Origin of the sequence: Sorangium sp. So ce887 (assembly GCF_051521455.1) — a bacterium.
Taxonomy (GTDB): Bacteria; Myxococcota_A; Polyangia; order Polyangiales; family Polyangiaceae; genus Sorangium.
In genome coordinates, this window is record NZ_CP150354.1 from 5,725,260 (window position 1) to 5,750,863 (window position 25,604).

A 25,604-nucleotide genomic window follows, 5' to 3' on the forward strand; every position below is an offset into this window, starting at 1 on the left:
TCTCGCTTTCGGGATGCCGGCACACTGAAAGAGTTCACCAGGACGGCCCGGACGCCCTCGGGGCGCGCGTTGCGCCGGCGGAGGAAATCCACCTGCTGTGGTTCAGGTGGCGGGGTGCGACAAAAATTGAAGCCCAGGTGTCATCCATCGTTGCCCCGACGCGCGCAGGCGTAGAATCGCCGGAGCTATGACCCGATCCCCCTCCGACAAGGACGCGCACAAGAAGGCACCGGTCAGCCCCGTGTCGTCGCGAGGGACCCCGCCGGAGACGATCCCGTCGCGCGGCAACACCATCGGCAGCTACGTGCCGCCGGCGCCGCACCCGGCGCGCAACAACAGCAGCGGCCTGCCGCCGGCGCCGGCATCGAACCGCGGCGGCAGCACCCTCCCGCCCCCGCAGCCCGCGCCATCCCCGGCGCGCGGCAGCCACTTCCCGACCGACGCACGCGTGCGGCGAGAGCGGCCGAGCGGCCCGAACGCGCTGCACGGCAGCCACCCCTCCCCGGACGCGCGCTGGCGCGAGCGGCCGATCGGCGCGGCAGCGGCCACGGCGCGCGGCGGCCAGGCGCTGCAGGATCCGTTCGATCGATGGGACCCGCCGGAGGGGCCGCTCGCGATGCCCGCGACCCAGCCGCCCGAGCCGCCGAGCTCGCGGGCGCCGGAGATGTCGCGCCACGACGACGCGGGCCGCGGCCACGCGCCGGCCTCGTCGCCCGGCAGGCGCGTCTCGCCCGGCGGCCCGCCCTCGGCGCAGCAGCCGTCGGCCCGCCCGTCGGCGGGGCGCGAGCCGCAGCGGCTCCACGAGCCGCACGGCGGGGGGCACGACCCGTACACGCCCATCAACCAGATCCTCGGCTACACGCGCCTGCTCGTGGCGTCGCTGCAGGGCAAGGTCGCGCCGCAGCACATCGAGGACATCCGCAACATCGAGCTCGCCTCGCGCAAGCTGCTCGGGATCGTGCAGGCGATGGAGAACGGCGATGAGGACGCGCCCTCGAGCGTGAACCTCAACGTCAGCGCCCCGCGCGAGGAGCCCGCGCTCCAGGCCGAGATCGAGGGCGGCGGGCGCGGCGCGATCCTCGTGGTCGACGACAGCCGGGGCAACCGCGACGTGCTCTGCCGCGTGCTGCAGAACAACGGCTTCCGCGCGGTCGCCGCCGAGGACGGCCCCCGCGCGCTCGGGCTCGCCGCGCGCGAGCGCTTCGACGCCGTGCTGCTCGACGTGAACATGCCCGGCATCAGCGGCCTCGGCGTGCTCTCCGCGCTGCGCCAGAGCCGGTCGCAGGCGGAGCTGCCCGTGATCATGGTGACCACGCGGGGCGCGAGCGAGGACGTCGTCGAGTCGCTCAAGCTCGGCGCCAACGACCACGTGACGAAGCCCATCGACTTCGACATCCTGCTCGGGCGCCTCGACACGCAGCTCACGCTGAAGCGATCGCGCGAGCAGCTCTCGCAGCTCGCCGGGGAGCTGTCGGTCAAGAGCGAGTTCATCCGCAAGACGTTCGGCCGCTACCTGAGCGAGGACGTGGTGAACCGCCTGCTCTCCTCGCCCGAGGCCCAGCTCCTCGGCGGCGAGGAGCGCGAGGTCACCATCATGATGACCGACCTGCGCAGCTTCACGACGATGACCGAGAACATGCCGCCCGAGGTCGTCATGCGCCTCTTGAACGGCTACCTCGGCGAGATGGCGCGCATCATCGTCTCGCGCGGCGGCACGATCATCGAGTTCATCGGCGACGCGATCCTCGCGCTCTTCGGCGCGCCGTTCGCCACGGGCGACGACACCCGCCGGGCGGTCGCCTGCGCGCTCGAGATGCAGATCGCGATGGACGTGGTGAACGAGAAGAACAGCGCGGAGGGCCTGCCGACGCTCCAGATGGGCATCGCGCTCAACACCGGCCCGGTGATCGTCGGCAACATCGGCTCCGAGGCGCGCACGAAATACGGGGTGGTCGGCTCGCAGGTCAACCTGACGTCCCGCATCGAGTCGTGCACGGTGGGCCGTCAGATCCTCATCGCGGACACCACGCGCCGCGCCGCCGGCGGCGGCATCCTGCTCGGCCAGAGCCACGCGCTGGCCGTCAAGGGGTTCTCGAACCGCGTGCTGGTCCACGAGGTGCTGGGCCTCGACAACCCCGAGCGGCTCTACCTGCCCGAGCGGCGCGTCGAGATCCTCGCGCTCTCATCGCCGCTGCCGGTCGTGTGCGCGCGCCTCGCGGGCAAGCGGGTGGAGGGCGAGCCGCAGTCCGCCTTCATCCTCGGGCTCTCCCCGTTCGGGGCGGTGCTGCGCCTGCACCCCCGCCCTGCGCCGTTCACCAACCTCCAGCTCCACCCGTCCGTGGCGCTCGCGGAGCAGCTCGGCGGCGAGCTGCACGCGAAGGTGATCGAGCTCGACCCGCGCGCCGAGGACGTGGTGCGCATCCACTTCACGTCCTCGCCGCCGGGGCTCGCCGCGCTCGTGCAGGAGCTCCACCGCGCCGAGGCCTAGCGCCTCGGCGCACAGAGAAGCTCGTTTCCGGGTGTACCGGAGGTGTTGCCGGGCCGCCCGGCTCCGTGGAGGACGCCTCCGCGCGATCTGAGGAGGCGGCTCGACACACCCTCTTCCAGCGCACGAGCGACGACTTCGTGCTGATCGACGAGGGCGCCGCCGTACGGCGCGATCAAGGCGCTCCTTGTTGACGGCGAACCCGAGAGAAATCATGACGCGTGGAAGAAGAGGAGATCATGACCATGATCAACAGGCCTTGGATCATCGTTCTCGCCTCGCTTGCCTCCGTCATGGGCTGCGCCAGCGAGCCTGAAGGCACGACTCCTCTGGTCGATGTCCCCGCGGCGGGCCCGACGTTCCACAAGGACGTGGCGCCCATCCTGCAGAAGCGCTGCCAGGGCTGCCACTCGCCCGGCGAGATCGCGCCCTTTGGCCTGATCGACTACACCGACGTGAAGCAGGTCTCGAGTCGGATCGTGGCGGTGACGCAGGACCGGACGATGCCGCCCTGGGGCGCCATGGAGACGGACGAGTGCGCGCCGCGCTTCGGGTGGAAGGACGACAGCAGGCTCTCCGACGCGGAGCTCGCGACCCTCGAGGCCTGGCATGACGCCGGCGCCCCCGCGGGCGACCCCGCGGACGCGCCCCCCGCGCTCGATCCGTCGGCGCTCCACGGCCTCGAGGGCGTCAGCGCCACCATCAAGCCCGCGAAGCCGTATGTGACGAGCGGCGAGGAAGACCAGTTCCGCTGCTTCGTCATGGATCCGAAGCTCACGCAGGACACGTTCGTGAACGGCATGAACGTGGTCCCGGGGAACTCCAAGGTCGTCCACCACGTGGTGGTCTTCACCGACCCGCACGCGGAGAGCGACGCCCTGGCCGACGCCGACGGCGGCTACGAGTGCTTTGGCAGCGCCGGCGTCCAGGACACCCAGGTCCTCGGCGTGTGGGTGCCGGGCGGGCGACCGACCGAGCACCCTCCCAACGCCGGCTTCCTCGTCCCCGCGGGCTCGAAGCTGGTGATGCAGGTCCATTACCACCCGGCGGGCACGGTCGCCGCGCCTGACGAGACCAAGCTAGAGCTGCGATTCCTCCCGGAGCCGCCGGAGTACAGGGTCGTCTTCCTGGCGTTCGGCAACTTCCCATCGCAATGGCCGAACGGCGACGGTCTCCAGCCGGGGCCCAACGACAGGGATGGGGTCGAGTTCTTCGTCCCGGCAGGGGTCAAGGACCACACCGAGGTCATGAAGATCACGCTCCCCGAGACGTTCATGGGAGAGTCGCTGGTGGATGGCATCAGGCTCTACAGCGCGATGACCCACATGCACTATGTCGGGACCGACATGAAGGTCGAGGTCCAGCGCCCGAGCCCGCAGGGCGGCGATCCGGCCGAGGAGTGCGTGGTCCAGACGCCGAGGTGGGACTTCAACTGGCAGCAGACGTACACAATCGATGCGCCGATCGAGGAGCTCCCTGTCCTGAAGACCGGCGATATCATGAGCGCGCGTTGCCTCTACGACAACACGATGGACAATCCCTTCGTGAGGAGGGCGCTCCATGAGGAGAACCTCACCGCTCCGAGGGATATCGTCCTCGGCGAGAGCTCGCTCGACGAGATGTGCATCGGCCTCTTCAACGGGCTCGTCAAGAACTGACGGGCGCTCGACCCGCCCTCTCTGTCGCCGGGCCTCCACGGCCCACGCCGCCCCTTCCGCGCCGCCGGCGGCGGCCTCTCATGGCCGCTCGGTCAGCTGAAGCGCGCCCGGATCGGCGCCGGGCTCTCGCAGATCGGGCACGCGTCCGCGCGTTCGGCGACCTTGCCGCAATCCTTGCAGTCGACGCGGTAGCCGTGGAACCCGGGGTCGTGCAGCTCGACGCTCGTCTGCGCCTTGTTCGCGCGCTTTCCTTCGTACTTCACGCGCGCTGGCACGAACGCGATGAAGCGCACCTCGATGTGCTCGCACCGCGGGCACCGCTCCGGCGCCGCGTACGCGTTGGTCGTCGTGAGCCCGCGCGCGAGGCCGCCTTCGTCGTGGCACCGCGGGCAGCGCTCGTCCTTGAACAGGAGGTGCTGGCACGCGCCGCACGCGATCTCGTACAGCCCGTCGACGAACATCTCGCCCTTGTAAACCCACTTGACCGGGCCGACAGGCTCGCCCTCCATGAGCGGCACGAGCCCGTCCACGTAGGAGCGCAGGTTGAGCTGTCGTCCCCCGCACGAGGGACACCCCGCCTCGACCATCTCGGCAAACGCGCGCTCGGAGAGCCTGCTCATGTGCGCCGCCTTCTAGCACGACTCGGCGGCGCGCGTGCCCCGGAGGACGCCGTGAGCGTCGCAAGGCGCGATCCCGGGCACATCGACAAGTCATCCATGCATCGAAGACGCCGCCCTCACGCCAAAAGTTGACATCCACCATCGAGCGGCGCATCCAAGGGCAGCTCGCGCAGCGCAACACGGCTCCTTCACGCAGCCAACCACACCGAGGTAGCAAACGCACATGCGTTCCCTGACCGTCGCGGGCCCTGCGGGCGCGCTCCACATCGTCGATCATCCGGCCACGGGCGCTCATCCCGCCGCAGGCGCTCATCCCGCCGCAGGCGCTCATCCCTCGCACGAGGCGCTGCCGGTCGTGCTCGTGCACGGGATGGTCGGCCACGCCGGCTTCTGGGAGGCGCCGCTCGCGCACGTCGCCGGCCGGCGCCGCGCCGTGGCCATCGACCTCCGGGGACACGGCGCGTCGGAGCCTCCATCCGACGCGGACTACGCTCCCTCCGCGTGCGCGGCCGACGTGCTCGCGGTCCTCGACGCGCTGGCTCTCCCCCGCGTGGCGCTCGTCGGCCACAGCTACGGCGCGCTCGTGGCGCTCGCCGCCGCGGCCGCCCATCCGGAGCGGGTCGCGCGCCTCGCGCTCGCGGACCCGCCCCGCGACTTCACGCAGATCCCGGCGGAGGTCCAGGCGCTGCACTTCCCGCCCTACCTCGCCGCCCTCGAGGCGGACGGCTGGCGCGACACCGCCCTGGCCACCTTCAACGAGGCGCTCGCGGGCAGCACGCCCGCGACGCGGGAAACGGTGCTGGCGCGCGTCGCCTCAACGCCGCACGACCGGATGCTCGGCATGTCCCGGCGCTTGCTGCAGTTCGAGGCGGTGAACGCGCTGGACCGCTACCTCGCCGCCCCCGGCGCCCGCGCCCACGCCATCCTCGCCCCCTCGAACGCATGGCCGCAGAGCCTGCACGTGCTGAGGCCCGCGCTGACGTCCGTCGTGCTGCCGGGAACGAGCCACTGGCTGATGCTCGACGCCCCGACCGCGTTCGCCGCGGAGCTCGAGGCCTGGCTCGACGCCGCCTGAGGGAGCGCGCGCAGGCGGGCCGGGCGGTGGTCCCACCGCGCCGCGCCGCGAGCGCCTCCGGGTCCTTTTCGGCCGGGCGTTTCCGGCCCACACTGCCGCCATGCGCGACGACGACAGCTCCCAGCTCACCGCGAGGACCCTGGCTCACTACGAGGATCACGCCCTGTCGTTCTGGGAGGGCACGCGCGACCACGACGTCTCGCAGAACCGCGCCGCGCTGATCGCGGCGCTGGAGAAAGCGGGGGCGGGCCCGTTCACGATCCTCGATCTGGGCTGCGGCCCCGGGCGCGACCTCGAGGCGTTCCGCGCGGCGGGGCACCTCCCGATCGGGCTCGACGGGTCGGCGCAGTTCGTCGAGATGGCGCGGCGGCACGCGGGGTGCGAGGTGCTCCACCAGGACTTCCTGCACCTCGATCTCGGGGCCGAGCGCTTCGATGGGATCTTCGCCAACGCGTCGCTGTTCCACGTGCCGGGCCGCGAGCTGCCGCGCGTGCTCCGCGAGCTCCACGCGGCGCTCCGCCCGCGCGGCGTGCTGTTCAGCTCGAACCCGCGCGGCGACGATCGAGAGGGGTGGTCCGGCGATCGGTACGGCTCCTACTGGTCGCTCGAGCGGTGGCGCGAGCACGTGACCGCCGCCGGGTTCGAGGAGATCGAGCACTACTACCGTCCGGCAGGCCGGCCGCGCGAGCAGCAGCCGTGGCTGGCGTCGGTGTGGCGCAAGCGCTGAGCAGGGCGGCGTATCGTCGAGCCGCTGCCCGGCACGCCGGCTCCACGGCAACGGCGCCGGCGGTCAGTGCGCCCTGATCGCGTGCGGGCGCGCCGCGGGCGGGCGCGCGGCAGGCGCGCCGGCGGCCCCGCGGGCCACCGCCGGGGCCAGGACGACGATCACGAGGACCAGCGCCACGACGAGGGCGAGCCCGCCGCGCAGGGTGAGGTGGTCGGCGACGAGGCCGATGACGGGCGGCCCGACGAGGAAGCCGCCGTAGGACATGGTGGCAAGCGTCGCCAGCGCCCTCCCCGGCGCGACGCCGGGGGCGCTCGCCCCGGCGCGGAAGACCAGCGGCACAACGATGGACAGGCCGGCGCCCACGCACGCGAAGCCCAGCAACATGGCGGTGGGCACGTTGGCGATCAGCGCCGCGCCCAGCCCGCCCGCGACCAGGAGCCCGGCCGCGCGCACGAGCCGCTCGGCGCCGAAGCGCTGCGTCAGCCCGTCCCCGGAGAACCGCCCGAGGAGCATCGCCAGCGAGAACACGGCGTAGCCGGTCGCCGCCACGGCCGCGGAGGTGTGGAGCTCGTCGCGGAGGTAGACGGCCGACCAGTTGGCCATCGCGCCCTCGCCGATGGAGGAGCAGAACGCGATGACGCCGAGCAGGACGAGCCGGGTCGAGCGGCCCTCCGCGGGGACGCGCGCGGCCGCCGTGGCCTGGAGCTCGGGGCGCGCATCGGCCGAGAGCGCCCCGCCCGCGGCGGTGACCGCCGCGGCGAGGACGGCGGCGACGGCGAGGAGGTGCGCCGCAGGCGACAGCGCCCGGTCGGCCGCGAGCGCGCCGAGGGCCGCGCCGATCAGGCCGCCGAGGCTGAACATGCCGTGGAACGAGGCGAGGATCGGCCGGCCGTGGCGCCGCTCGACCTCGACGGCCTGCGCGTTCATGGCGACGTCCATGAGGCCGTTGCTCGCGCCGAGCAGCAGGAGCGCGGCGACGAGCGCGGCGAAGGAGGGCGCGAGCCCGGGCAGGGGCAGCGCCGCGCAGAGAAGCACGACCGAGACGCGGGTGACGCGCCGGCTCCCGAAGCGGGCGATGAGCGGCCCGGCAGCGCGGAAGGCGAGGATCGCGCCGCAGGCGATGCCCAGCAGGGCGAGGCCGAGCGCGCCGTCGCTCAGCCCGAGCCGCTCGCGGACCGCGGGTACGCGCGCGGCCCACGATGCGAAGGCGATGCCGTTCGCCACGAACATGACCGAGACGGCGCGCCGGGCGCGCGCGACGTCGTCGACGGGCGCCGGGGGCGCGAGCATCACGGCACCCCCCGCGCCGAGCCGAACGAGACGCCGGCGCCGGACGGATCGAGGAGGGCCGTCCAGCGGACGGCATGGAGGGTAGGGAGCTCCCACGAATCTTCGTGCATTATCGTGAACATCAAGGAAGAATCTTGCAGCCGAACGCGACAGAATCAAGCAGTTGCGTGCACAAACAGGAATAAACGTGCAAAACAACGCAGACACCTCCGGCCTCATGGTCGCCGAGCGGCGGCGGCATATTCTCTCGGCACTGGAACGCGACGGGAAGGTGGTGGCGGCCGAGCTGAGCCGCGCCTTCGGCGTCTCGGAGGACACGGTCCGGCGCGATCTGCGCGAGATGGCGAACGAGGGGCTGCTGCAGCGGGTGCACGGCGGCGGCCTGCCGCTCGCCCGGGTGAACCCGAGCTTCCCTGCGCGCGAGCGGCAGCAGCCGCGCGTGAAGGAAGAGCTCGCGCGGGCCGCGGCCACGTTGATCAAGAAGGGTCAGGTCGTGTTCATCGACAGCGGTACGACCAACGTGGCTGTCGCGCGCCACCTCCCGCGTGATCTCGAGGCGACGGTCGTGACCAACAGCCCCCCTGTGGCGATCGCGCTGTCCGAGCACCCGCGCGTGGAGGTGGTGCTGCTCGGCGGGCGCATGCGCAAGGACCCGCTGGCCGCGGCCGACGCGGTGACCATCGCGGGCGTGCGCCAGATCCGGGCGGACCTCTGCTATCTCGGCGTGTGCACGCTGGATCCGACGTTCGGCATCACCACGGTGGATCTGGATGAGTCGTACGTGAAGCGGGCGATGGTCGAGGCCTCGGCCGAGGTGGTGGCGCTGGTCACCGCGGACAAGCTCGGCACGGTGTCGCCGTACGTCGTCGCCCCGCTGGGCGAGCTGACGTGGCTCTTCACCGAGCGCGGGGTGTCGAAGGAGGCGCTCGCGCCCTACCGGGAAGCGGGAGTCACGATCACGCAGGCGCTGGAGACGGAGACGGATCCGGCTCAGGCACTCTCGCCCAGGGACGAACCTGGTGGATGAGGCGCGACCCGCGATGCAGGGCCCATCGGCGCTCCGGAGCAGCCTGCCGCTCGATTGTTGAGCCGCCGGCGAGCGGCGGTGCGACTGCAGCGTCGAACAGCCCTTGCGAGCGGGGGATACATGCTCATGGGCTCGCGACCCATCGGCGCTGTCGGGTGCGGAGTTGAGACCACGGGCCCGGAGTTTCCCGACGATGTCGACGTCAGGGCAGGCGCCACGGCGATCGTTGCGATCGTCAATCCGGTGGTGAATACGCCGCACACGACAGGCGTGCCGAGGTGGTGCCCTCGAGCAACGCCACGCTGCTCGACAACCACGGTGTCACGCCGCTGGACGCTCTGCCGCCGGTCGTGTGCGATTGATCCTGTGAGCTCTTTCCGGGCAAGCCCGACCCCGGCCATCGCACTACAGCAACCCAGGGAGCAGCCCCAGGACATCGCACGTCAGGCCCCCCGAGGAGAGCGCGACGAGGGGCTCCAGGCTCGACGCGATCGACTCCGGGTAAACGCCGCTCCCGGAGGCGCGGCAGGTCGGCGCGCCCGCGCGGTCCCGGGTGCAGACCGCGTCACAACGGCCGAGGAGGGTGAGCCTGCACGTGGGCGACTGCCCGCAGATGCGCTCGAGGGTCTTCGCGCTCAGCGCCACGCCGCAGTCGTCGACCAGCGAGTTGTCGGCGCACGCGAACGCGGTCGGGCGCGCCCGGTCGAAGAGATCGCCGAACATGATCGCGTCCCGGACCGTGTACTCCGACGCCTCGCTGTCCGGCGCGTCGGCAAGGGCCGGATGGCCGCCGGTCAGGTGGACCGCGACGCGCGCGCTCAGCGCGTTCAGCGACTGCAGCAGGCAAGCCGTCACCCAGCGCCGTGACGCAGGATCCGAGAGCGGCGCGGAGGCCCACTCCGGCGCGAGCCCGATCGACCCGCGGAAGGACCGCCCGGTGCCCGCCTCCACCGCCGCCCCCGCAGGCAGGGCGCAGGCGACCACGCGCTCGGCCAGGTGCCTGCCCTGCTCGGTCCGGAGGAGCACCGCACCCCGGGCGCCGCCCAGCGCGTCCGCGAGCGGCGCCTGCGCGAGCGCCCGCAGCCCCTGCTGCGTCGAGGACCTCCAGAAGAAGTCCGGATCGAGGCCGTTCATCACGATGATCCCCTGCTCCGCGACCCCGATCGACTCGCCCTCCTCGGCCGGCGCTGCACCGCACCCGACCGCAAGCAAGCAGAAACCAATCAACCCGGCAGCGTCGTTCCGTAAGCGAAGCATCACCCGTCCTCCAGTTCAGGCGCACATGTGTGCGCATCACACCGGCTTGTCAGCGACTCTTGCTTTAGCAAATCCCGATCCGCAGCCGCGCCCGGCCGGTCGCCGCAGGCGCAGGGACCGGGCTCAGCCGGGGGGAGCGCGGAGCGATCAGCGGCCGCTCGCCGCGGCCGGCGACCCGCCGAGCCGGCGCGCGAGCTCGTCGAACCGCGAGCGCCAGGCCGGATGCTCCGTCAGCAGCGCGCCGGCCCTGCCCAGGCTCGCGGCGGCAACCTCGACAGCACCGTGGCGCAATGCCGCACGGCCGCGCCAGTAGAGGACCTCGAGGAGCTCGTCGACGAACAGGAACGGGCCGGCCTCGAGCTCGGCCTCGTCGAGACCGCCGAGGAGCTCGCGCGGCGTGAGGCCGGCGCTGTCGTGCGACAGGAGACAGCGCAGCATCATGTAACACCCGTGCGCCGCCTTCGCGGACGGCTCCGGAGGGCACGACCCGGCGATCCACGCAAGGAGGCGCCGCGCCTCGCCGAGCTCCCCCCGCGCCGCAAGGATGCGCGCGAGCAGCAGCGAGCACTCCGGCACAGGGCGATCCACGAACCGCCGCTCCAGCGTGTGCGCGCGGCGCGCGAGCGAGAGCGCCTCGCCCTGCTGATCGCTCCAGTAGAGCAGCTCGGCGACGTTGTACGTGGCGACGCGCTCGAGCCACGGGTTGCCGATCTCCCGCGCGAGCGCGATCGCGCTCCGGAGATCCGCGGTCGCGCGCGGCAGGTCCTTCTTCAGCGTCCAGAGCACGACGCGGTTCATGATCGCGACGCAGAGGTGCGGCAGGTCCTCGGCCTGCTCGCAGAGCGCGATCGCCTCCGCGGCCCGCTGCTCCGCCTCGGCGAAGCGGCCCGCGTGCGCGAGCTCGGTCGACAGCAGCACGAGCGCGATGATCCGGCTCTCCTCGTCCCCCGCGGACTCGGCCAGCGACGCCCCCTCCGAGAGCAGCGCGATCGCCTCCGCGACCTCGGCCCGCCGGAGGCGCGTGCGCCCCTCCGCCACGCGGAGGCGCGCCGAGAGGCGCGGCGAGCCCGCGCGCTCCACGAGCGGCCGCGAAAGCTCGACCCGACCCGACGACGCCTCGTAGGCGCCCGTCCAGTCGAGCGCGGTGGCCTCCTCGAGCAGGACGTCCGCGCGGAGCGCGTCGTCCGCGAGCTCGAGCGCCGCGGAGAGGTCGGCCAGGGCCTCCTCGATGAGGTGGAGCCGGTAGCGGATCCTGCCGCGCCCGGCCAACGCGAGCGCGCGCCGGCGGTGATCGCCCTCGCCGGCGAGCCTGAGGGCGGCGGTGTAGCAGCGCTCCGCCTCGACGTGCCGGTGCCGCGCGAACGCGAGATCCCCGAGCCGGAGGTGCGCCTCGGCCGCCTCCTCCCCCTCCCCGCACGCGCCCGCGTGCCGGGCGAGCGGCTCGAGCTCCTCCGGCCCCGGCTGCGCCGAGAGCTCGGCGGACGCCGCGGCCGGATCGACCTCGGCCGACGTCGCGGCCGGATCGGCCCGCGGAGCCGCCGGGGGCGCGGGCGGGCGCCCGCGCTCGACCCGCGCCCGCCAGAAGGCGAGCGCATGCCGGTGGATCTGGGCGCGGTGCTCGAGATCGAGCGTCTCGTACACGGCGTCGCGAAAGAGCCCGCTCTGGAACCACCACCGCTCGGCAGCGCCGCGCGCCCCGCCCTCGCCAGGCGCGCCGCGCGGCGCCGCGTCCTCGCCGTGCGCGCCGCGCCCGATGATGCCCCGCTCGACGAGCACGCCGAGCCCGTACCCCGCGTCGACCGGCGTCCCGGCGCCTCCGGCGCGATCCACGGCGTCCTGTACCCACTCCAGCTCGGCCCGGGTGAACGACTCGCCGAGCACGGCGCAGAGCCGCGCGAGCGCGGCGACCTCCTGCGGCAGCGCCCCGAGCTGCCGCATCGCCAGCCACTGCCACGCCGGGGAGACCGGCAGGCCCTCGAGCGCCGCCGTCTCGACGCAGTAGTCGCCGCCCCCGGGGCGGCGGCGCACGAGGCCAGCCTGCTTGAGCGACCGGATGATCGCGGCGAGGCAACCCGGGTTGCCGCCGGCCCAGCGGGCGAGCCCCCGGAGCGCGTCGGCAGGAGGGTACGCCGCGGGGAGGAGCAGCTGCGCCGCGAGCTCCGCCGCGGCGGCCTCGTCGAGCGGAGCGAGCGTCACCCGGTCGGCGCGCTGCGTACGCGCGCCCCACGTGGGGCGAAAACGCTCGAAGCGCGGGTGCGCGACGACCGCCGCCCAGAGCGTCACGCCGGCGCCGTCGAGCGTCGCGACCTCGAGCGCGTCGAGGACGGTGACGTCCGCCCACTGCGCATCGTCCACGATCACGGCCACGGGGGCGCGGCGCGCGCGGCGGCGCAGCCCCTCGGCGATCGCCCGCGCCAGGTGGTGGGGCGTCGCGGCGGGCGCGGCGCGCGCGGCGCCGGGAAGCGCCCACCCGAGCGCCGCGGCGACGGACGCGAAGGTCGAGGCGCCGATCTCCGGGCCGAGCCGCGCCACGCAGAAGGCGCGGGGGTCGGCCGGCGCGGCCGCGGGCGCGGCGAGCGCGAAGCGCAGGATCGCCGCGGTGTCCTTGCTCGCCTCGCCCGGCAGGGGCTGCGCCGCCCGCACGACGAGCGCCGCGGCGCCGGGGCGGAGGCGCCGCGCCACGGCGGCCGCCTCGGCCGCGACCCGGCTCTTGCCGAGGCCGTCGTCGCCGAGCACCGTGACGAGCGCCGGGCACACGCCGCCGAACGCCGCGGCGGCGCTCGCCTCGAGCGCCGCGATCACGTCGCTCCGCCCGACCGTGGCCGGCGGCGGCGCCTCGAGCTCCGACGCCGGCGCAGCCGGGGGCGAGGTGGGGGTCATGGTCGCCTCGGCCTCCGCGAGGGCGCGCTCGATCTCCTCGGTGAGCGTGACGCCGGTCCATGGGGATGCGGGGATCCAGGTCTCCGGGCGATCCACCGCCGCGCCGTAGACCGCGGGCGGGCCCCTGTCGCGCGGGCGGATGATGACGCCCGCGAGGTGGAGCGCGGCGCGGGCGCCGTGCCGCTCGACGAGCTCGCGCGCGGCGGCGAGCGCGAGCCGGACCGGGTCCTCGGCGTCGTGGGCCGAGAAGACGGCGGTGTAGCGGCGCCCGCGCTGGCGGACGCAGATCCCCCTGCGGCTCGCGAGCGCGGCGATCACGACCGGCGTGGCGGCGCCCGTCTCCGCGACGAGCACGACGGCCGGCTGGAGCCCCTCGGCGATGAGCCTGCCGCCTCCGTTGCCGGAAGGCGGCCCCGGCGCGATCGCCGGTCGCGAGGTCGGCTCCGCGGCCGCGCCGGGCTCCGCGGCCGCGCCGGGCTCCGCGGCCGCGCCGGGCTCCGCGGCCGCGCCGAGCGGGCAGGCCTCGTCGATCGCGCGCCGGAGCCAGACCGCGCTCGCGGGCCGGCGGCCGGGCTCCTTCGCGAGGCACGAGAGCACGAGCTCCTCGAGGGCCGCGGGGACCGGCGCGAGCTCCCCCGGCCGCGGCGGGCGCAGCGTGAGGTGCCCGTGCTCGACCGCGCCCGTGTCCCCCACGAACGGCGGCCTCAAGGTGAGCAGCTCGAACAGGATCGCGCCGAACGCATAGAGATCCGCGCGCTCGTCGAGGTCGACCTCGGCGCGGATCTGCTCCGGCGCCATGTACTCGGGCGTGCCGACGACCGTTCCCCCGCGCGTGATCTCGATCTCGTCGTCGTGATGCGGCGCTCCGGCGGGCCGCGCCAGGCCGAGATCGAGCAGCACCGCGCGCACCGCGCCCGCCCCCGCACCAGCGCGCGCGCGGGACGGCGCGAGGATCACGTTCTCCGGCTTGAGGTCACGGTGGACGACGCCGCGCGCGTGCGCGGCCGCGAGCGCGGCGAGCAGCGCGACGGCGCGCGCCGCCGCCCAGGCCGGCTCCGGGGGCCCGGGCAGCGCCGCGAGCGCCTCGGCGAGCGTCTCGCCGGGGACGTGATCCATGGCGAACCAGGGGCGGCCGTCGTCGAGCTGCCCCTCGGCGTGGACCCGCGGGACGTGCGGCGGACCGATGCGCCGGAACGCGCCCGCCTCGCGACGGAACCGCGCCTGGAGCGTCGCGCGGGGAGAGCGCCCGACCTTGAGGGCGACGGGGAGGCCGTCCGCCTCGCGCCGCGCGGACCACACGGCGGAGAAGCCACCCTGACCGAGCAGGCCGCCGACCAGGAAGCCCGGGACGCGCGGCGCCCCCGGCGCGGGGGTGCGCTCGGCCGAAGGCGGCGTCGTCCCGCCGTCTCGAGGGCACACTCCCGCCGGGGGGAGCCGGCGGTGGCACTGTGGGCAGCGGGACACGTCGTTGCTCCCAGGGGGCAGGACGGAGAGCCATCAGCTCGCCGTCCCGCTTATGGTACCGTCGGTCGGCCGGTCCATGGCGAGCGAAGAGTCCGACACCCTCCCCAGCGCGGGAATACCCATCGAGCGCACCGTCCGGTCCGCGCAGGCGCCCACGGCCGCGCCGGCCGACGCGGACACGCGGCTCACGCCGAGCACGCCGACCCTCACGGACATGCGCCCCCCGGCGGGGGCGCTCGGCGACGGCCCCTCGCTGGACGACCTCTCGCCCGGGGCGCGCGCGGGCGACTGGGTGACCGAGGGCCGGCTCGGCGCGGGCGGCTTCAGCGTGATCTACCGCGCGCGGCACGCAGAGCGCGGCACGCCGGCCGCCGTGAAGGTGCTGCACCCGGAGCTCAGCGTGCAGCCGGACGTGGTGATCCGCTTCCAGCGGGAGGTGGAGACGGTCCGACGGCTGGAGCACCCCGGCATCGTCCAGGTCTTCGAGCAGGGGCAGCTCGAGGACGGGCGGCCCTACTACGTCATGGAGCTCCTCACCGGCGTCAGCCTGGATCAGCACCTCCGGTCGCGCGGCCGGCTGTCGCCCGACGAGACGCTCGCGTTGCTGGAGCCGCTCTGCGACGCGCTCGAGGCCGCGCACGCCCTGGCCGTCGTGCACCGCGACCTCAAGGCGTCGAACGTCTTCCTCGAGGAGGGCGGCCGCCGCCGCGTCGTCCTGCTCGATTTCGGGGTGGCCAAGCTGCTCGACGCGCCCGGGCCGGCGCTGACCACCTCGCGCGAGGTCATCGGGAGCCCCTCGAGCGTCTCCCCCGAGCAGCTCCTCGGCCAGCCCGTCGACCTGCGGGCGGACGTCTACGCGCTCGGCGCCCTCGCCTACCGCATGCTCGTCGGCGAGCCGCTCTTCAGCGGGGACATCGGCGCGCTCCTGCGCCAGCTGCACCTGTTCGCGAGCCCGCCGCGCCCGAGCGCGAAGGCGCGGCTCTCCCCGGGGTTCGACGAGGTCATCCTCCGGGCGCTCGCCAAGGACCCCGAGGCGCGCTACCCGACGGCCGGCGCCTTCCTCGAGGATTTCCGCGGCGCGCTCGAGGCCTCGCGGGGCGGGAGCGACACGCCGAGCGGGGGGCGCGCGCGCCCCGGGGTGGCGGTCTACGCCGAGGTGGGCGCCGCGCCGGAGGCGCTCGACGCGCCGGACGATCGCCTGCTCGCGGACCTGGAGGCGATCCTGCCGTTCGTGGCCGCCGAGCTCACCGAGGCCGGGCTGTCCCCCGCGGCCGAGACCGGCAACAGCCTGCTCTTCAGCGCGGAACGCCCCGACGACGCGGCCGACGACGCCGAGGCCCGCCGCCGCGCCGTGGACGCCGCGCTCTGGATCTTCCGGCGGCTCGAGGGCCGCCCCGGGCGCGATCCCAGGGTGCAGGTTCGCCTGTGCATCCACACGGGGGAGCTGCTCCTCGGCCCTTCCGGCGAGCTCCTCGGCGGGTCGCTGGCGGAGGTCGGCGGCTGGGCGCCCGAGGGGACGCAGGAGGGCGTCTTCGCCTCGCCAGAGGCCCTCGCAGGCCTCGGGATCGTCGCCGGGCCGATGGCGCTCGAGGGGGCGATGCTCGTCCTCGCCGGCGCCGAGCCCGCCCCGGCACGGTAGCGAAGACCGCCGCGAGCGCATGCTGGAAAAGTTCATCCAGGGTGCTGCCTGCGGGCGTCATCAGCTGCTGCGTGCCCGGGCAGGCACCGCCTCGCGCGATGTCCGGGGCGCGGCTCGGGCCAGGGTCACCATGGTAAGCTTGTACGAGTGAGCCGCACTCCGGTACCCGCAGCAGGCCAGGACGCGACCACCGTGCTGAAGGTCCACCCGCGCGAGGTGGCGTTCGGCAAGTTCAGCGTGCAGGTGGTGAGCGGCCCGGATCAGGGCGCGTCCCACGTGGCCGACGCGCCGGAGCTCGCGATCGGCACCGCGGCCGGCAACCACCTGGTGCTCACCGACCCGTCGGTGTCGCGCCATCACTGCATCCTCGCGGCGACCCCCAAGGGCTATCTGCTGCGCGATCTCGACAGCACGAACGGCATCACGCTCGCGGGCTTCCGCGTGGAGACGGCGTACCTGACCCCGGGCGCCACGTTCGGCGTGGGCCAGACGTCGCTGCGCTTCGATCACCTGCCCGAGGAGGTCCGCGAGCCGCTCGGGGACGCGGTGCTCTCCGGGCGGGTGCTGGGGCAGAGCACGGCCATGCGCCGGCTCTTCGCGATGATCCCGCGGATCGCCGCGTCGGAGGCCACGGTGCTCCTCGAGGGCGAGACAGGGTCCGGCAAGGGGCTGCTCGCCGAGGTGCTCCACCAGCAGAGCCCGCGCGCGGCCGGGCCGTTCGTCGTGATCGACTGCGGCGCGATCCCGCCCACGCTCATCGAGGCCGAGCTGTTCGGGTACATGAAGGGCGCCTTCACGGGGGCGCACCAGGCGCGCGCCGGCGCCTTCGAGGCGGCGCGCGGCGGCACGGTGCTGCTCGACGAGATCGGCGAGCTGCGGCTCGACCTCCAGCCGAAGCTGCTGCGGGCGCTCGAGGAGCGCTCGATCCGCCGCATCGGCAGCCTCGATCCCGTCCCGCTCGACCTGCGGATCGTCGCGGCCACGAACCGCGACCTCCGGCAGGAGGTGAACCGCGGCACCTTCCGCTCGGACCTGTTCTACCGGCTCAACGTGGTCCGGATCCGGGTGCCGCCGCTGCGCGAGCGGCGGGAGGACATCCCGCTGCTCGTCGCGCACTACTACCGGCAGTTCGCGGATCAGGCGGATCCGCCGGCCGAGCTCCTGGAGCGGCTGGTCCACCACGACTGGCCGGGCAACGTCCGCGAGCTGCGCAGCGCGGTGGAGCGCGCCGTGCTGACCGGCGATCCCGCGATCGGAGAGGACGGCGCCGCGGCGCGGGAGGGCGGCGAGGAGGAGTCGGCGCTCCGCCCGGACGACCTCGAGCTCTCGTTCCGCCAGGCCAAGGAGCGCACGGTCGCGCGCTGGGAGCGGGCCTACGTGAAGACGCTGATCCGGGCGAACGGGGGGAACCTGTCGCACGCCGCGCGCGCCGGCCGCATGGACCGGAACCACCTGCGGGAGCTCCTGCGCCGGCACGGGGTCACGGCGACCGAGTCGTGAGCGCCGCGCCCGGGCCTCACGAGGCCCCGGACCGCGGGCGATGGGACCGCGCGAGGCGGACGGGACCGGCGCGGTCCGAGGTCCGCGAGCGCCGCGCATGCCGCCCGCCTCGCCCGTCCTGCCGCCGGGGGAGCTGATTCCGGAGGAAGGCGGCGTCGGCGCGCGAGAGGACGTCGGCGAGGTAGTCGCCCCGCCCGGCGGTCGCGCGGAGGGTGTCCTGGATGCCGCGCCTGTGGATCTCCCAGCCGCGGCCGGGGACAAAGCGGAGCGTCGTCGTGGGCGCGTGCGGCCGCGCGCGATCGCGCAGGGAGTCGCCGTCGAGCACCCACACCTCGGGGCCGAGGTCCGCGACGGCCTGCCGCAGGTCGACCGCCGGCGGCGCGCCGGCGCGGTTGGCGCTGCTCACGAACAGCGGCGCGTGGCGCTCGAGCAGCCAGGCGATGGGCTCCCACGCGACGCCGAAGAGGAGCGCCATGCCGTAGCTCGCGGCGGGCTCGATCCAGCTCGGCGCGGCGGCGTCGCGGGCCTGCGGCGCGAGGACGCTCACCCGCTCGACCGCGAGCAGCCAGCCGAGGCGGCGGCGCTCCATCTCGTCGAGCGCGAGGTGCGGCGCGAGCCGGTCGAAGCGCGGCTCCCACGTTGCGACGGGATGGTTGTGAGGCCGCTCCCGCGCGAGGTTCACGGCCGCGGCCGTCTTCGCCGCGACCACGTAGGCGAGCGGCGACGGGGTGGGCAGGACGACCGCCTCGCCGCGATCGAGCGCCTCGTCGATGGCGAGCTTGCCCTCGGCATCAAATAGCGCGACCGGCAACTGGGCCTCCTGTGCGCTCGCGACGCTGCGCGGGCACGGATGATTCGTGTCTTGCTTGAAACATGGCATTCACACTCGATGGCGGGCGAGGTGCACGGGGGTGCACGACGTGATGGCGCCCTGCCGCCGCCGCGCGCTTCCAAGCAGGCATCGCGCCACGAGCGGCGCGGGCCGGGGCGAGGGCGCTCGCTGCCTCGAACGGCCCTGATTTCGATGAGATACGAGGGCCCGACGGCGCCGCGGCCGGCGAGCGCGGGGCAGCGCGACGCCTGACGACCGAGGCCCCTCCGGCGCCCGGGTGCCGGCTGCAGCAGGCGGCACGTGCTGGCTGGAGCAGGCAGCAAGCGCCCGCTCCAGTCGGCCGGTCAACCCCCCGCGCTCGCTGGACGGGCGAGCGCGATGGCGTCGGACAGGATCCAGAGCCCCAGGCCGATCAAGACGAACGGCAGCGCCGCGCGACCGTGGCGCCGGATGCGGCTGCCCAGGATCGGGTGGTGGACGAGGTGGTGGCCGAGCGCGCAGAAGGCGCCGGTCAGGACCGCGAACACGGCCGCGTGCAGCGGGACGTGCCCGGGGGTGCTGGAGAACAGCGGGATGTAGACGCCGAGGTTGTCCCCGCCGTTCGCGACGGTCACGCTCGCGACGGCGAGCGCCTTGAAGCGCGCCGCGCCGCCGCGCGGCTCCTCGGCGTCGTCGTCCTCGTCTTCGTCCGCTTTCGCGGGGCCGGAGCCGCGCCGGAGCGCCCAGAGGCCCCGCAGGCCGAGCGCGAGGGGCGCCAGGCCGAGCAGGCCGATCCACCCGTCCGGCACGCGGACGGCGAGCAGCGCGCACCCGACGCTGGCCATCACGAGCGCCCCCATGCCGAGGAACTGACCGGCGACGACCTGGCGCGGGGTGAAGCCAGGATCCGCGAAGAAGGCCGAGATCAGGAGGAGGTCATCGAGGTTCGTGGAGATGAACACGATCACGCTCACCCCGAGAGCCGGAAGGATCTGCTCCATGACGCGCCCGCGGACGTAGCACCTCCCGCTGCCCGCGACCGCTCGGCGCGGGCGCGGCCGGGATCAGGGCCGGCGCCGCCTCGGCCTGCGCCTGCGGGAGCGCCGCAGGTCGTTCCGGGGTAGACCCTCGTGGCCGCCGGAGCGACCGCGCCTGTGCAGGGCGACGGGAGACGAGCCGCGCGCTCGTGTAATGGAGAGGCCATGGCGACGATTCCCCAGCCCGTGGAGCCGACCCGGGCGACGGCCGCGCCCGCTGCGCAGAACGCCCGGACGGACCTCCCGGTGCAGGGCATGACCTGCGCGGCGTGCGTGCGCCGCGTGGAGAAGGCGCTGCGCGCGACGCCCGGCGTCCAGGAGGCGACCGTCAACCTCGTGACCCAGCGGGCGACGGTCGCCTACGACGCGCAGGCGACCACGCCGGCGGCGCTCGCCCACGCCATCGTGGAGGCGGGCTACGAGGTGCCCGAGGTGCCCGAGGCCTCCGCCGGTGACGCCGCCCCCGCAGCACCCGCCGACGGCGCCCTCGCAGCACCCGCCGGCGACGGCGCCCCTTCAGCACCCGCCGGCGACGGCGCCCGTGCGGCCCTCGCGGCCCCCGAGCGCTCCGCGGCCGTCGCGGTCACCCCGCCGCCGCGCCGGCGCCCGACCGCGTCCGAGCGCGCCGCCGCCATGGACGCGGCCGAGCAGAAGGAGCAGCGGACGCTCCGTCGCGACGTCGCGATCGCCGCCCTGCTCACGGCCCCCCTGCTCGTCGTGGCCATGTCCCACGGCGCGATCCCGGCGCTCGAAGGCGCCTCCGGGCGCTGGCTCTCGCTCGCCCTCGCGACGGTCGTGGTCCTCGGGCCGGGGCGCCGGTTCTTCCGCCTGGCCGCGAGCGCGCTCCGGCACCGCGCCGCGGACATGAACACCCTCGTGAGCCTCGGCACCGGCGCCGCCTGGCTCTACTCGACCACCGCCGTCGTGGCGCCCGGCCTCTTCCCGCACGCCGAGCACGGCCACCTGCCGCCCGTCTACTTCGAGGCCGCGGCCGCGATCGTCACCTTCGTGCTGATCGGCAAGCTCCTCGAGACGCGGGCGCGGAAGCGGCTCGCCGACGCCGTGCGCGGCCTCGTGGCGCTGCAGCCGAAGACCGCGCGGCGCGTCCGCGGCGACACCGAGGACGAGGTGCCCGCCGCCGCGCTCGCGCCCGGCGACCTCGTGCTGGTGCGGCCGGGCGAGCGCATCGCGACCGACGGCGAGGTGGTCCGCGGCGCATCCGCGATCGACGAGTCGATGCTCACCGGCGAGAGCATGCCCGTCGACAAGACCACCGGCTCGACCGTGCTCGGCGGGACGCTCAACCAGAGCGGCGCCCTCACCTTCCGCGTCACGAAGACCGGCGCGGACACCGCGCTCGCGCGCATCGTCGAGGCCGTCGAGCAGGCGCAGGGGTCGCGCGCGCCGATCGCCCGCCTCGCCGACGTGGTGAGCGGCATCTTCGTCCCCGTCGTCGTCTCCGTCGCGGCGCTCACCTTCGTCGTGTGGCTCGCGGTCGACCCGACCGCCGCGGGCCTCGCCACGGCGATCGAGCGGTTCGTCGCGGTGCTCGTGATCGCCTGCCCGTGCGCGCTCGGCCTGGCCACGCCGGCGGCCGTGGCCGTCGGGACGGGGCGCGGCGCCGAGCTCGGCGTCCTCGTCAAGGGCGGCGCGGCGCTCGAGGCGGCGAGCCGCGTCGACACGGTGCTGCTCGACAAGACCGGGACGCTCACCTCGGGGCGGCCCGAGCTCACGGATGTCGTCGCCCGCGCGGGCCACGGCGAGGCGGAGCTCCTCGGCCTCGTGGCGGCCGCGGAGCACGAGAGCGAGCACCCCGTGGCGCGGGCGATCGTCGAGGGCGCGCGCGGCCGCGGCGTCGGCCTCCCGCCGGCCTCGGCGTTCCGCGCGGAGATCGGCCACGGCATCGAGGCGCGCGTCTCGGGTCGCCTCGTGCGCGTCGGCACCGCGGCGTGGCTGCGCCGGGCGGGCATCGAGACGGACGCGCTCGAGGCCGAGGCCGAGCGCCTCGCCGCGCAGGGCCGCACGCCGTCGTTCGTGGCCATCGACGGGGGGCTCGCGGGGCTCGTGGCGGTCGCCGATCGGCCGACCGAGGAGGCGAGGCGCGCCGTCGCGGCCATGAGGCAGCTCGGCGTCGAGGTGGCCATGGTGACCGGCGATCGCGCGGGCGCCGCGCGCGCCGTCGCCGAGGAGCTCGGCATCCGCGCCGTGTTCGCGGAGGTGAGGCCGGAGGACAAGGCGAGGATCGTCCGCGAGCAGCGGGCCGCCGGCCGCCGGGTGGCCATGGTCGGCGACGGCATCAACGACGCGCCCGCGCTCGCCAGCGCGGACGTCGGGATCGCCCTCGGCAGCGGCGCGGACATCGCTGTCGCGTCCGCCGACGTGGCGCTGCTCCGCGGCGGGATCGCCGGCCTGCCGGTGGCGCTCGGGCTCGCGCGCGCCACGCTGCGCACCATCCGCCAGAACCTCTTCTGGGCGTTCGTCTACAACGTGCTCGGCATCCCGATCGCGGCGGGCCTCCTGTACCCCCTGACCGGGTGGCTCCTCTCCCCCGTCCTCGCGAGCGCGGCGATGTCGCTGTCGAGCGTGTCGGTGCTCGCCAACTCCCTCAGGCTGCGCGCGTTCGGCCGCGGCTAGCCGGGAGGCCCCGCGGCGCCCGCGCGCCCTTTCGCCGGCTACCGCTGGCGGAGCCGCCAGTGCAGCTTCCAGTCGGACGGCGCGAGCTCCGCGCCGACGGTGTCGCAGCACCGCTCGTACACCCCGCGCGTCCGCGCATCCTCGAAGAAGGGGCACCGCCTTCGCTCCCGCTCCCCGGTCGACGGCTGTTGCCGGAACACGCAGAGCCCCCTCTTCCGCCGTGGATCCTCGCGCCGCCCGTCCTCCGCGTCCTTCCGGATCATCTCCATGAACCCGTCCCGGTGCTCGTCGCTCCGCCCCGGCCGCTGCTCCTGGTAGCTCCGCCACTCCATCGCGATCCGGGTGCGGCGGCAGCCCGACGCGATCATCTCGCCCTGCTTGCGATCCTCGAAGCCGAGGTACGACTTGAACGCGAAGGGGTGCTCGTAGATCGTGTACGTCGGCGAGATCAGATCCATGTCCGCGACGATGGCCTGCCGCCGCCCCGCGCTGCGCAGGATCGGGTTCGCGGCCTCGGCCAGCGCGTTGATGTGCTGCTGCGCGATGAGGGTCTTCTCCACCTTCTCGTCCTCGCCGATCGCGTAGGAGCGCAGGAGCGCGAAGGTCAGGCCCTCCTCGCCGCTCCAGCGGGCGGCGGCGGCCTTGCCGCGCAGGAACATGGGCGACGTCAGGCTGAGCAGGAGGACCCGGTGCTCGGCCGCGCCGATCCACCGGGTCTCGGGCTTCGCGCTGAGCCGCCTCAGGTACGAGAACGCCGTGTCGCTCGGGAAGTTGTTGAAGATGCCCCCGTCGGCGAACAGGTCGTCGGCCCTGCCCACGCTGTCGGGGCCGAAGATCTCGCGGCGGCTCCGCCTGCGGAACGCGAGCGGGAACGACGCGGCCGCGAGGCACGCCTGCACGGCCCTCGGCGACGGCCGCTCCGGATCGAGCTCGTCGTCGTACCCGAACGACTCCGGCACGCCGCGGGTGTGGTTGGTCACGCTGAAGATGTAGCGAACGCGCTCGCGGCTCGAGTGCAGCTGCAGCGTGGGGTCCCCGTCGCCGAACACGATGCGGCGGAGGTGGCGCTCGAGGTTCTCGAAGCCGATGATCTCGCCGCGATCGGGGTGATCCGGCTCGAAGCAGCCGAGGCTCGCGGCGATCGCGTCGAGCGGCGCCATCGCCTCGTCCAGCCGGAGCCGGGCGAGGCTCAGGAAGAACCCGCGGAGCGCCTCGTGGTCGCTCGCGCGCAGAGATCCGCCGGGGAACGCGCGGGGTGAGCCGGCCCCCGCGCCCGGCGCGGGGGCGAAGAGGAGCGCCTCGGCGCCGAGCCGCAGCTTCTCCCAGCGCGCCCGCGCCGCGGCCGACGTGAGCCCCGGGGAGGCGAGGACATCGACGATCTCGCGGGGCGTGAGCTCGCGCAGCGGCCGCACCGCCTCGGAGCGCCACCGCTCGGCGAGCGTCTCGCGGATCCGGTCGACCCGCCCGCGCGGCGCCTGGGCGCCGCCGTTCCGGAGGCCGAGCTGGCCGGCGATCGAGGAGAGCCACGAGGCGGCGCGCCGCGCGCGCGGCGGCGCGGGCGGGTCGCCCACCGCGTCGATCCAGGAAGGCACGGTGTAGAGGAGCTGGATCACCTCGGCCAGCGTGTTGCGATCGCGCTGACTCGAGCCGTCCTGGCCCTTCAGGCAGGCCTGGAGCAGGTAGGAGAAGATCGTCCCCACGGAGGCGCCGGCGTAGAGATCGGGCGCGATCCCGTACTCCTTCAACGCCGCGATCGCGCCGACCTGGAAGGCGCCGAGGAACACGCCGCCCGCGGGCACGATGACGGTGAGCGGCGCCGGCGGCGCCGTCGCGCCCTCGCTTCGCCGTTGCTCCTCATGGAACGGGGCGAAGTCGTTGACGCCGCGCGCGTCGCGGCGCGGCGGGCGGGGAAAGAGCTGGCCCGGGCAGTGCACGCAGACCTTCTCCAGCGGCTTGAAGTAGTCCGCGATCGGCGCGCCGTCGCGCGTGCCGCCCTGGTGCGCTGCGCGCGCTGCGTCGAGCACCTCGCGGCACGGGGCCGACGGGCGGTCCTTGCAGAGCTCCCCGATCTTCGGGGCGAGGAGCACCTCGAGCGCGCTCCGGCACCCGGTCGCGCTGGCCTCCGCGAGGTCCTGTTCCCTGGGCACGCTGACCGGGATGAACGGCAGCGCCGCTCGCGGGGCGATCTCGGTGATCCGGACCGGCACGTACGCGCCGCCGGAGGCGCGCTGCGGGACGGTCGCGCCGGCCTCCTGGAGGGTCTGGATCATGTCGGTGATCATCTCGACCACGCGCGAGATGTACTGCTGGTCCACGCGGCTCCGGAGCAGGAGGTTGTGGAGCGCGGGCATGAAGAACGAGGTCTCCTCGGGCGGGGCGACCTCGCCCGTCGGATCGCTGTACACGGCGAAGAGCCGGTAAGGCTGCTTCGGAGAGCGCTTCAGCCCGGCCCAGTGGGTGACGGCGGGCGAGAGCGGATCCCGCTCCACCTGCGCGGCGTCCATGAGCAGGTCCTCGGGGCGCAGATGGGGAGGCATCGCGCCGAAGAGCTCCTTCATGTGCACGCCGGGGAAGACCGGCGCGAACGCGCAGCTCGCGCGCAGCGCTGCGAAGAGGTTGGCTCCCGAGAAATCGCGGCGCCGGCCGGGTCGCTTGCCGATGAGCTCGAGGCGCGGGGTGCCGTCGCGCCTCCGGTGGGAGGAGAGGTTCGCGACCTGGAAGAGGAGAGCGGTGTTCTCGAGCTGGTCGAAGCGGGTCTCCCAGCCCGACGGCGCATGCCGCGCGATCGCCTCGCCGAAGTGAGTGTCCACCACGCTCGCTTCCACGAGCGAGCGGCGCATGTCGTACGCCGCGAGGAGCTTCTGGGCGAAGCGCAGCGAGAGATCCTCTGTCACGCGGTCCGCGCCGATCTGACCGCGCAGGAGCGCGAGCAGCTGGCCGTCGCGCCAGAGCGCCCCGGCGGCGTCGCCGCTGGTCTCGAGCGCGGCGCGCAGGATGCAGGATCGGAGGTGGGGCGGCAGCGCGCACACGAGCGACACCCAGGCGCTCGGCTTGCCGGAGAGCGCCGCGCCGAGGCGCTCGACGACCTCCCCGAGCGGAAGGTCGATGTCCACGAGATCGCCAGCGAGGCGGCCGAACGGGCCCTCGGAGAGGCAGGTGAGGATGTGCTCGCCCGGGTTCCTCATCCACGCGTCGAGGTGCTCCGAGACGAGCGCGAGCCGCTCCGCCTGAGACCTCACCTCGCCGGCGATCGCGAGCACGGTGCCGGCGAGGCAGCCAGCGCTCGTGCCCACGACCGTGCCCGGGTAGTAACCGCAAACGACGAACGCATGGACGACGCCGGCCATGTAGACGCCGCGCAGGCCGCTCCTGCCCAGCGCGATCCCGGCGTGCTCGTCGTGGATCGGAAGCGGCTCGCTGGAAGGGAAGATGAACGAGCTGTCCGGCTCTCTACGCGAGTTCATCAGTCCATCGTATCCGAGCCGGGGTCATTCACCTAG

Annotated in this window: 15 protein-coding genes; 8 read left to right on the forward strand and 7 right to left on the reverse strand. The window is 74.4% G+C overall.

Features of this window, described 5'->3' with window-relative positions; translation table 11 throughout:
* Positions 1-187: 187 nt before the first annotated feature.
* Together WMF36_RS21435 and WMF36_RS21440 are read left to right on the forward strand one after the other, a co-directional pair.
* Positions 188-2,488, forward strand: a complete 2,301-nt coding sequence (locus WMF36_RS21435) for a response regulator (RefSeq protein ID WP_437581474.1) — start codon at positions 188-190, stop codon at positions 2,486-2,488.
* Between the two features lie 242 nt (positions 2,489-2,730).
* On the forward strand, positions 2,731-4,143 hold the full coding sequence (locus WMF36_RS21440) for a hypothetical protein (protein ID WP_437581475.1): 1,413 nt from the start codon (positions 2,731-2,733) through the stop codon (positions 4,141-4,143).
* Between the two features lie 92 nt (positions 4,144-4,235).
* Here the strand turns inward: WMF36_RS21440 and WMF36_RS21445 are convergent, their stop codons facing one another.
* Positions 4,236-4,763, reverse strand: a complete 528-nt coding sequence (locus tag WMF36_RS21445) for a hypothetical protein (protein WP_437581476.1) — start codon at positions 4,761-4,763, stop codon at positions 4,236-4,238.
* A gap of 223 nt (positions 4,764-4,986) precedes the next feature.
* Between WMF36_RS21445 and WMF36_RS21450 the strand changes: the two genes are divergently transcribed.
* Together WMF36_RS21450 and WMF36_RS21455 are read left to right on the forward strand one after the other, a co-directional pair.
* Positions 4,987-5,838, forward strand: a complete 852-nt coding sequence (locus WMF36_RS21450) for an alpha/beta fold hydrolase (protein ID WP_437581477.1) — start codon at positions 4,987-4,989, stop codon at positions 5,836-5,838.
* 100 nt (positions 5,839-5,938) lie between these two features.
* A complete protein-coding gene (locus WMF36_RS21455; protein WP_437581478.1) occupies positions 5,939-6,565 on the forward strand; it encodes a class I SAM-dependent methyltransferase in 627 nt (208 codons plus the stop codon).
* Between the two features lie 63 nt (positions 6,566-6,628).
* Here WMF36_RS21455 and WMF36_RS21460 read toward each other — a convergent pair whose 3' ends face one another.
* Positions 6,629-7,855: an MFS transporter gene (locus WMF36_RS21460; RefSeq protein WP_437581479.1), complete on the reverse strand. Its 1,227-nt coding sequence runs from the start codon at positions 7,853-7,855 to the stop codon at positions 6,629-6,631.
* Positions 7,856-8,042: 187 nt separating this feature from the next.
* Here WMF36_RS21460 and WMF36_RS21465 point away from each other — a divergent pair, with 187 nt between their 5' ends.
* Positions 8,043-8,882, forward strand: coding sequence for a DeoR/GlpR family DNA-binding transcription regulator (locus WMF36_RS21465; protein ID WP_437581481.1), 840 nt, complete (start codon positions 8,043-8,045; stop codon positions 8,880-8,882).
* 405 nt (positions 8,883-9,287) lie between these two features.
* On the opposite strand, the gene WMF36_RS21470 is transcribed toward WMF36_RS21465, so the two are convergent.
* Entirely contained in the window at positions 9,288-10,139 is an 852-nt protein-coding gene (locus WMF36_RS21470) for a hypothetical protein (protein WP_437581482.1), read from the reverse strand.
* Between the two features lie 147 nt (positions 10,140-10,286).
* Positions 10,287-14,483, reverse strand: a complete 4,197-nt coding sequence (locus WMF36_RS21475; RefSeq protein ID WP_437581483.1) for a protein kinase domain-containing protein — start codon at positions 14,481-14,483, stop codon at positions 10,287-10,289.
* Between the two features lie 76 nt (positions 14,484-14,559).
* Here WMF36_RS21475 and WMF36_RS21480 point away from each other — a divergent pair, with 76 nt between their 5' ends.
* Positions 14,560-16,122: a serine/threonine-protein kinase gene (locus WMF36_RS21480; RefSeq protein WP_437581484.1), complete on the forward strand. Its 1,563-nt coding sequence runs from the start codon at positions 14,560-14,562 to the stop codon at positions 16,120-16,122.
* 147 nt (positions 16,123-16,269) lie between these two features.
* A complete protein-coding gene (locus WMF36_RS21485; RefSeq protein WP_437581485.1) occupies positions 16,270-17,622 on the forward strand; it encodes a sigma 54-interacting transcriptional regulator in 1,353 nt (450 codons plus the stop codon).
* A 16-nt stretch (positions 17,623-17,638) separates the two neighbouring features.
* On the opposite strand, the gene WMF36_RS21490 is transcribed toward WMF36_RS21485, so the two are convergent.
* Both WMF36_RS21490 and WMF36_RS21495 read right to left on the reverse strand, forming a co-directional pair.
* A complete protein-coding gene (locus WMF36_RS21490; protein ID WP_437581486.1) occupies positions 17,639-18,433 on the reverse strand; it encodes a Sua5/YciO/YrdC/YwlC family protein in 795 nt (264 codons plus the stop codon).
* A gap of 365 nt (positions 18,434-18,798) precedes the next feature.
* A complete protein-coding gene (locus tag WMF36_RS21495) occupies positions 18,799-19,434 on the reverse strand; it encodes a cadmium resistance transporter (RefSeq protein ID WP_437581487.1) in 636 nt (211 codons plus the stop codon).
* A 201-nt stretch (positions 19,435-19,635) separates the two neighbouring features.
* On the opposite strand from WMF36_RS21495, the gene WMF36_RS21500 reads away from it, so the two are divergent.
* Positions 19,636-22,104, forward strand: coding sequence for a heavy metal translocating P-type ATPase (locus tag WMF36_RS21500; RefSeq protein ID WP_437581488.1), 2,469 nt, complete (start codon positions 19,636-19,638; stop codon positions 22,102-22,104).
* A gap of 38 nt (positions 22,105-22,142) precedes the next feature.
* Here the strand turns inward: WMF36_RS21500 and WMF36_RS21505 are convergent, their stop codons facing one another.
* Positions 22,143-25,568: a patatin-like phospholipase family protein gene (locus WMF36_RS21505; RefSeq protein ID WP_437581489.1), complete on the reverse strand. Its 3,426-nt coding sequence runs from the start codon at positions 25,566-25,568 to the stop codon at positions 22,143-22,145.
* Between the last annotated feature and the right edge of the window lie 36 nt (positions 25,569-25,604).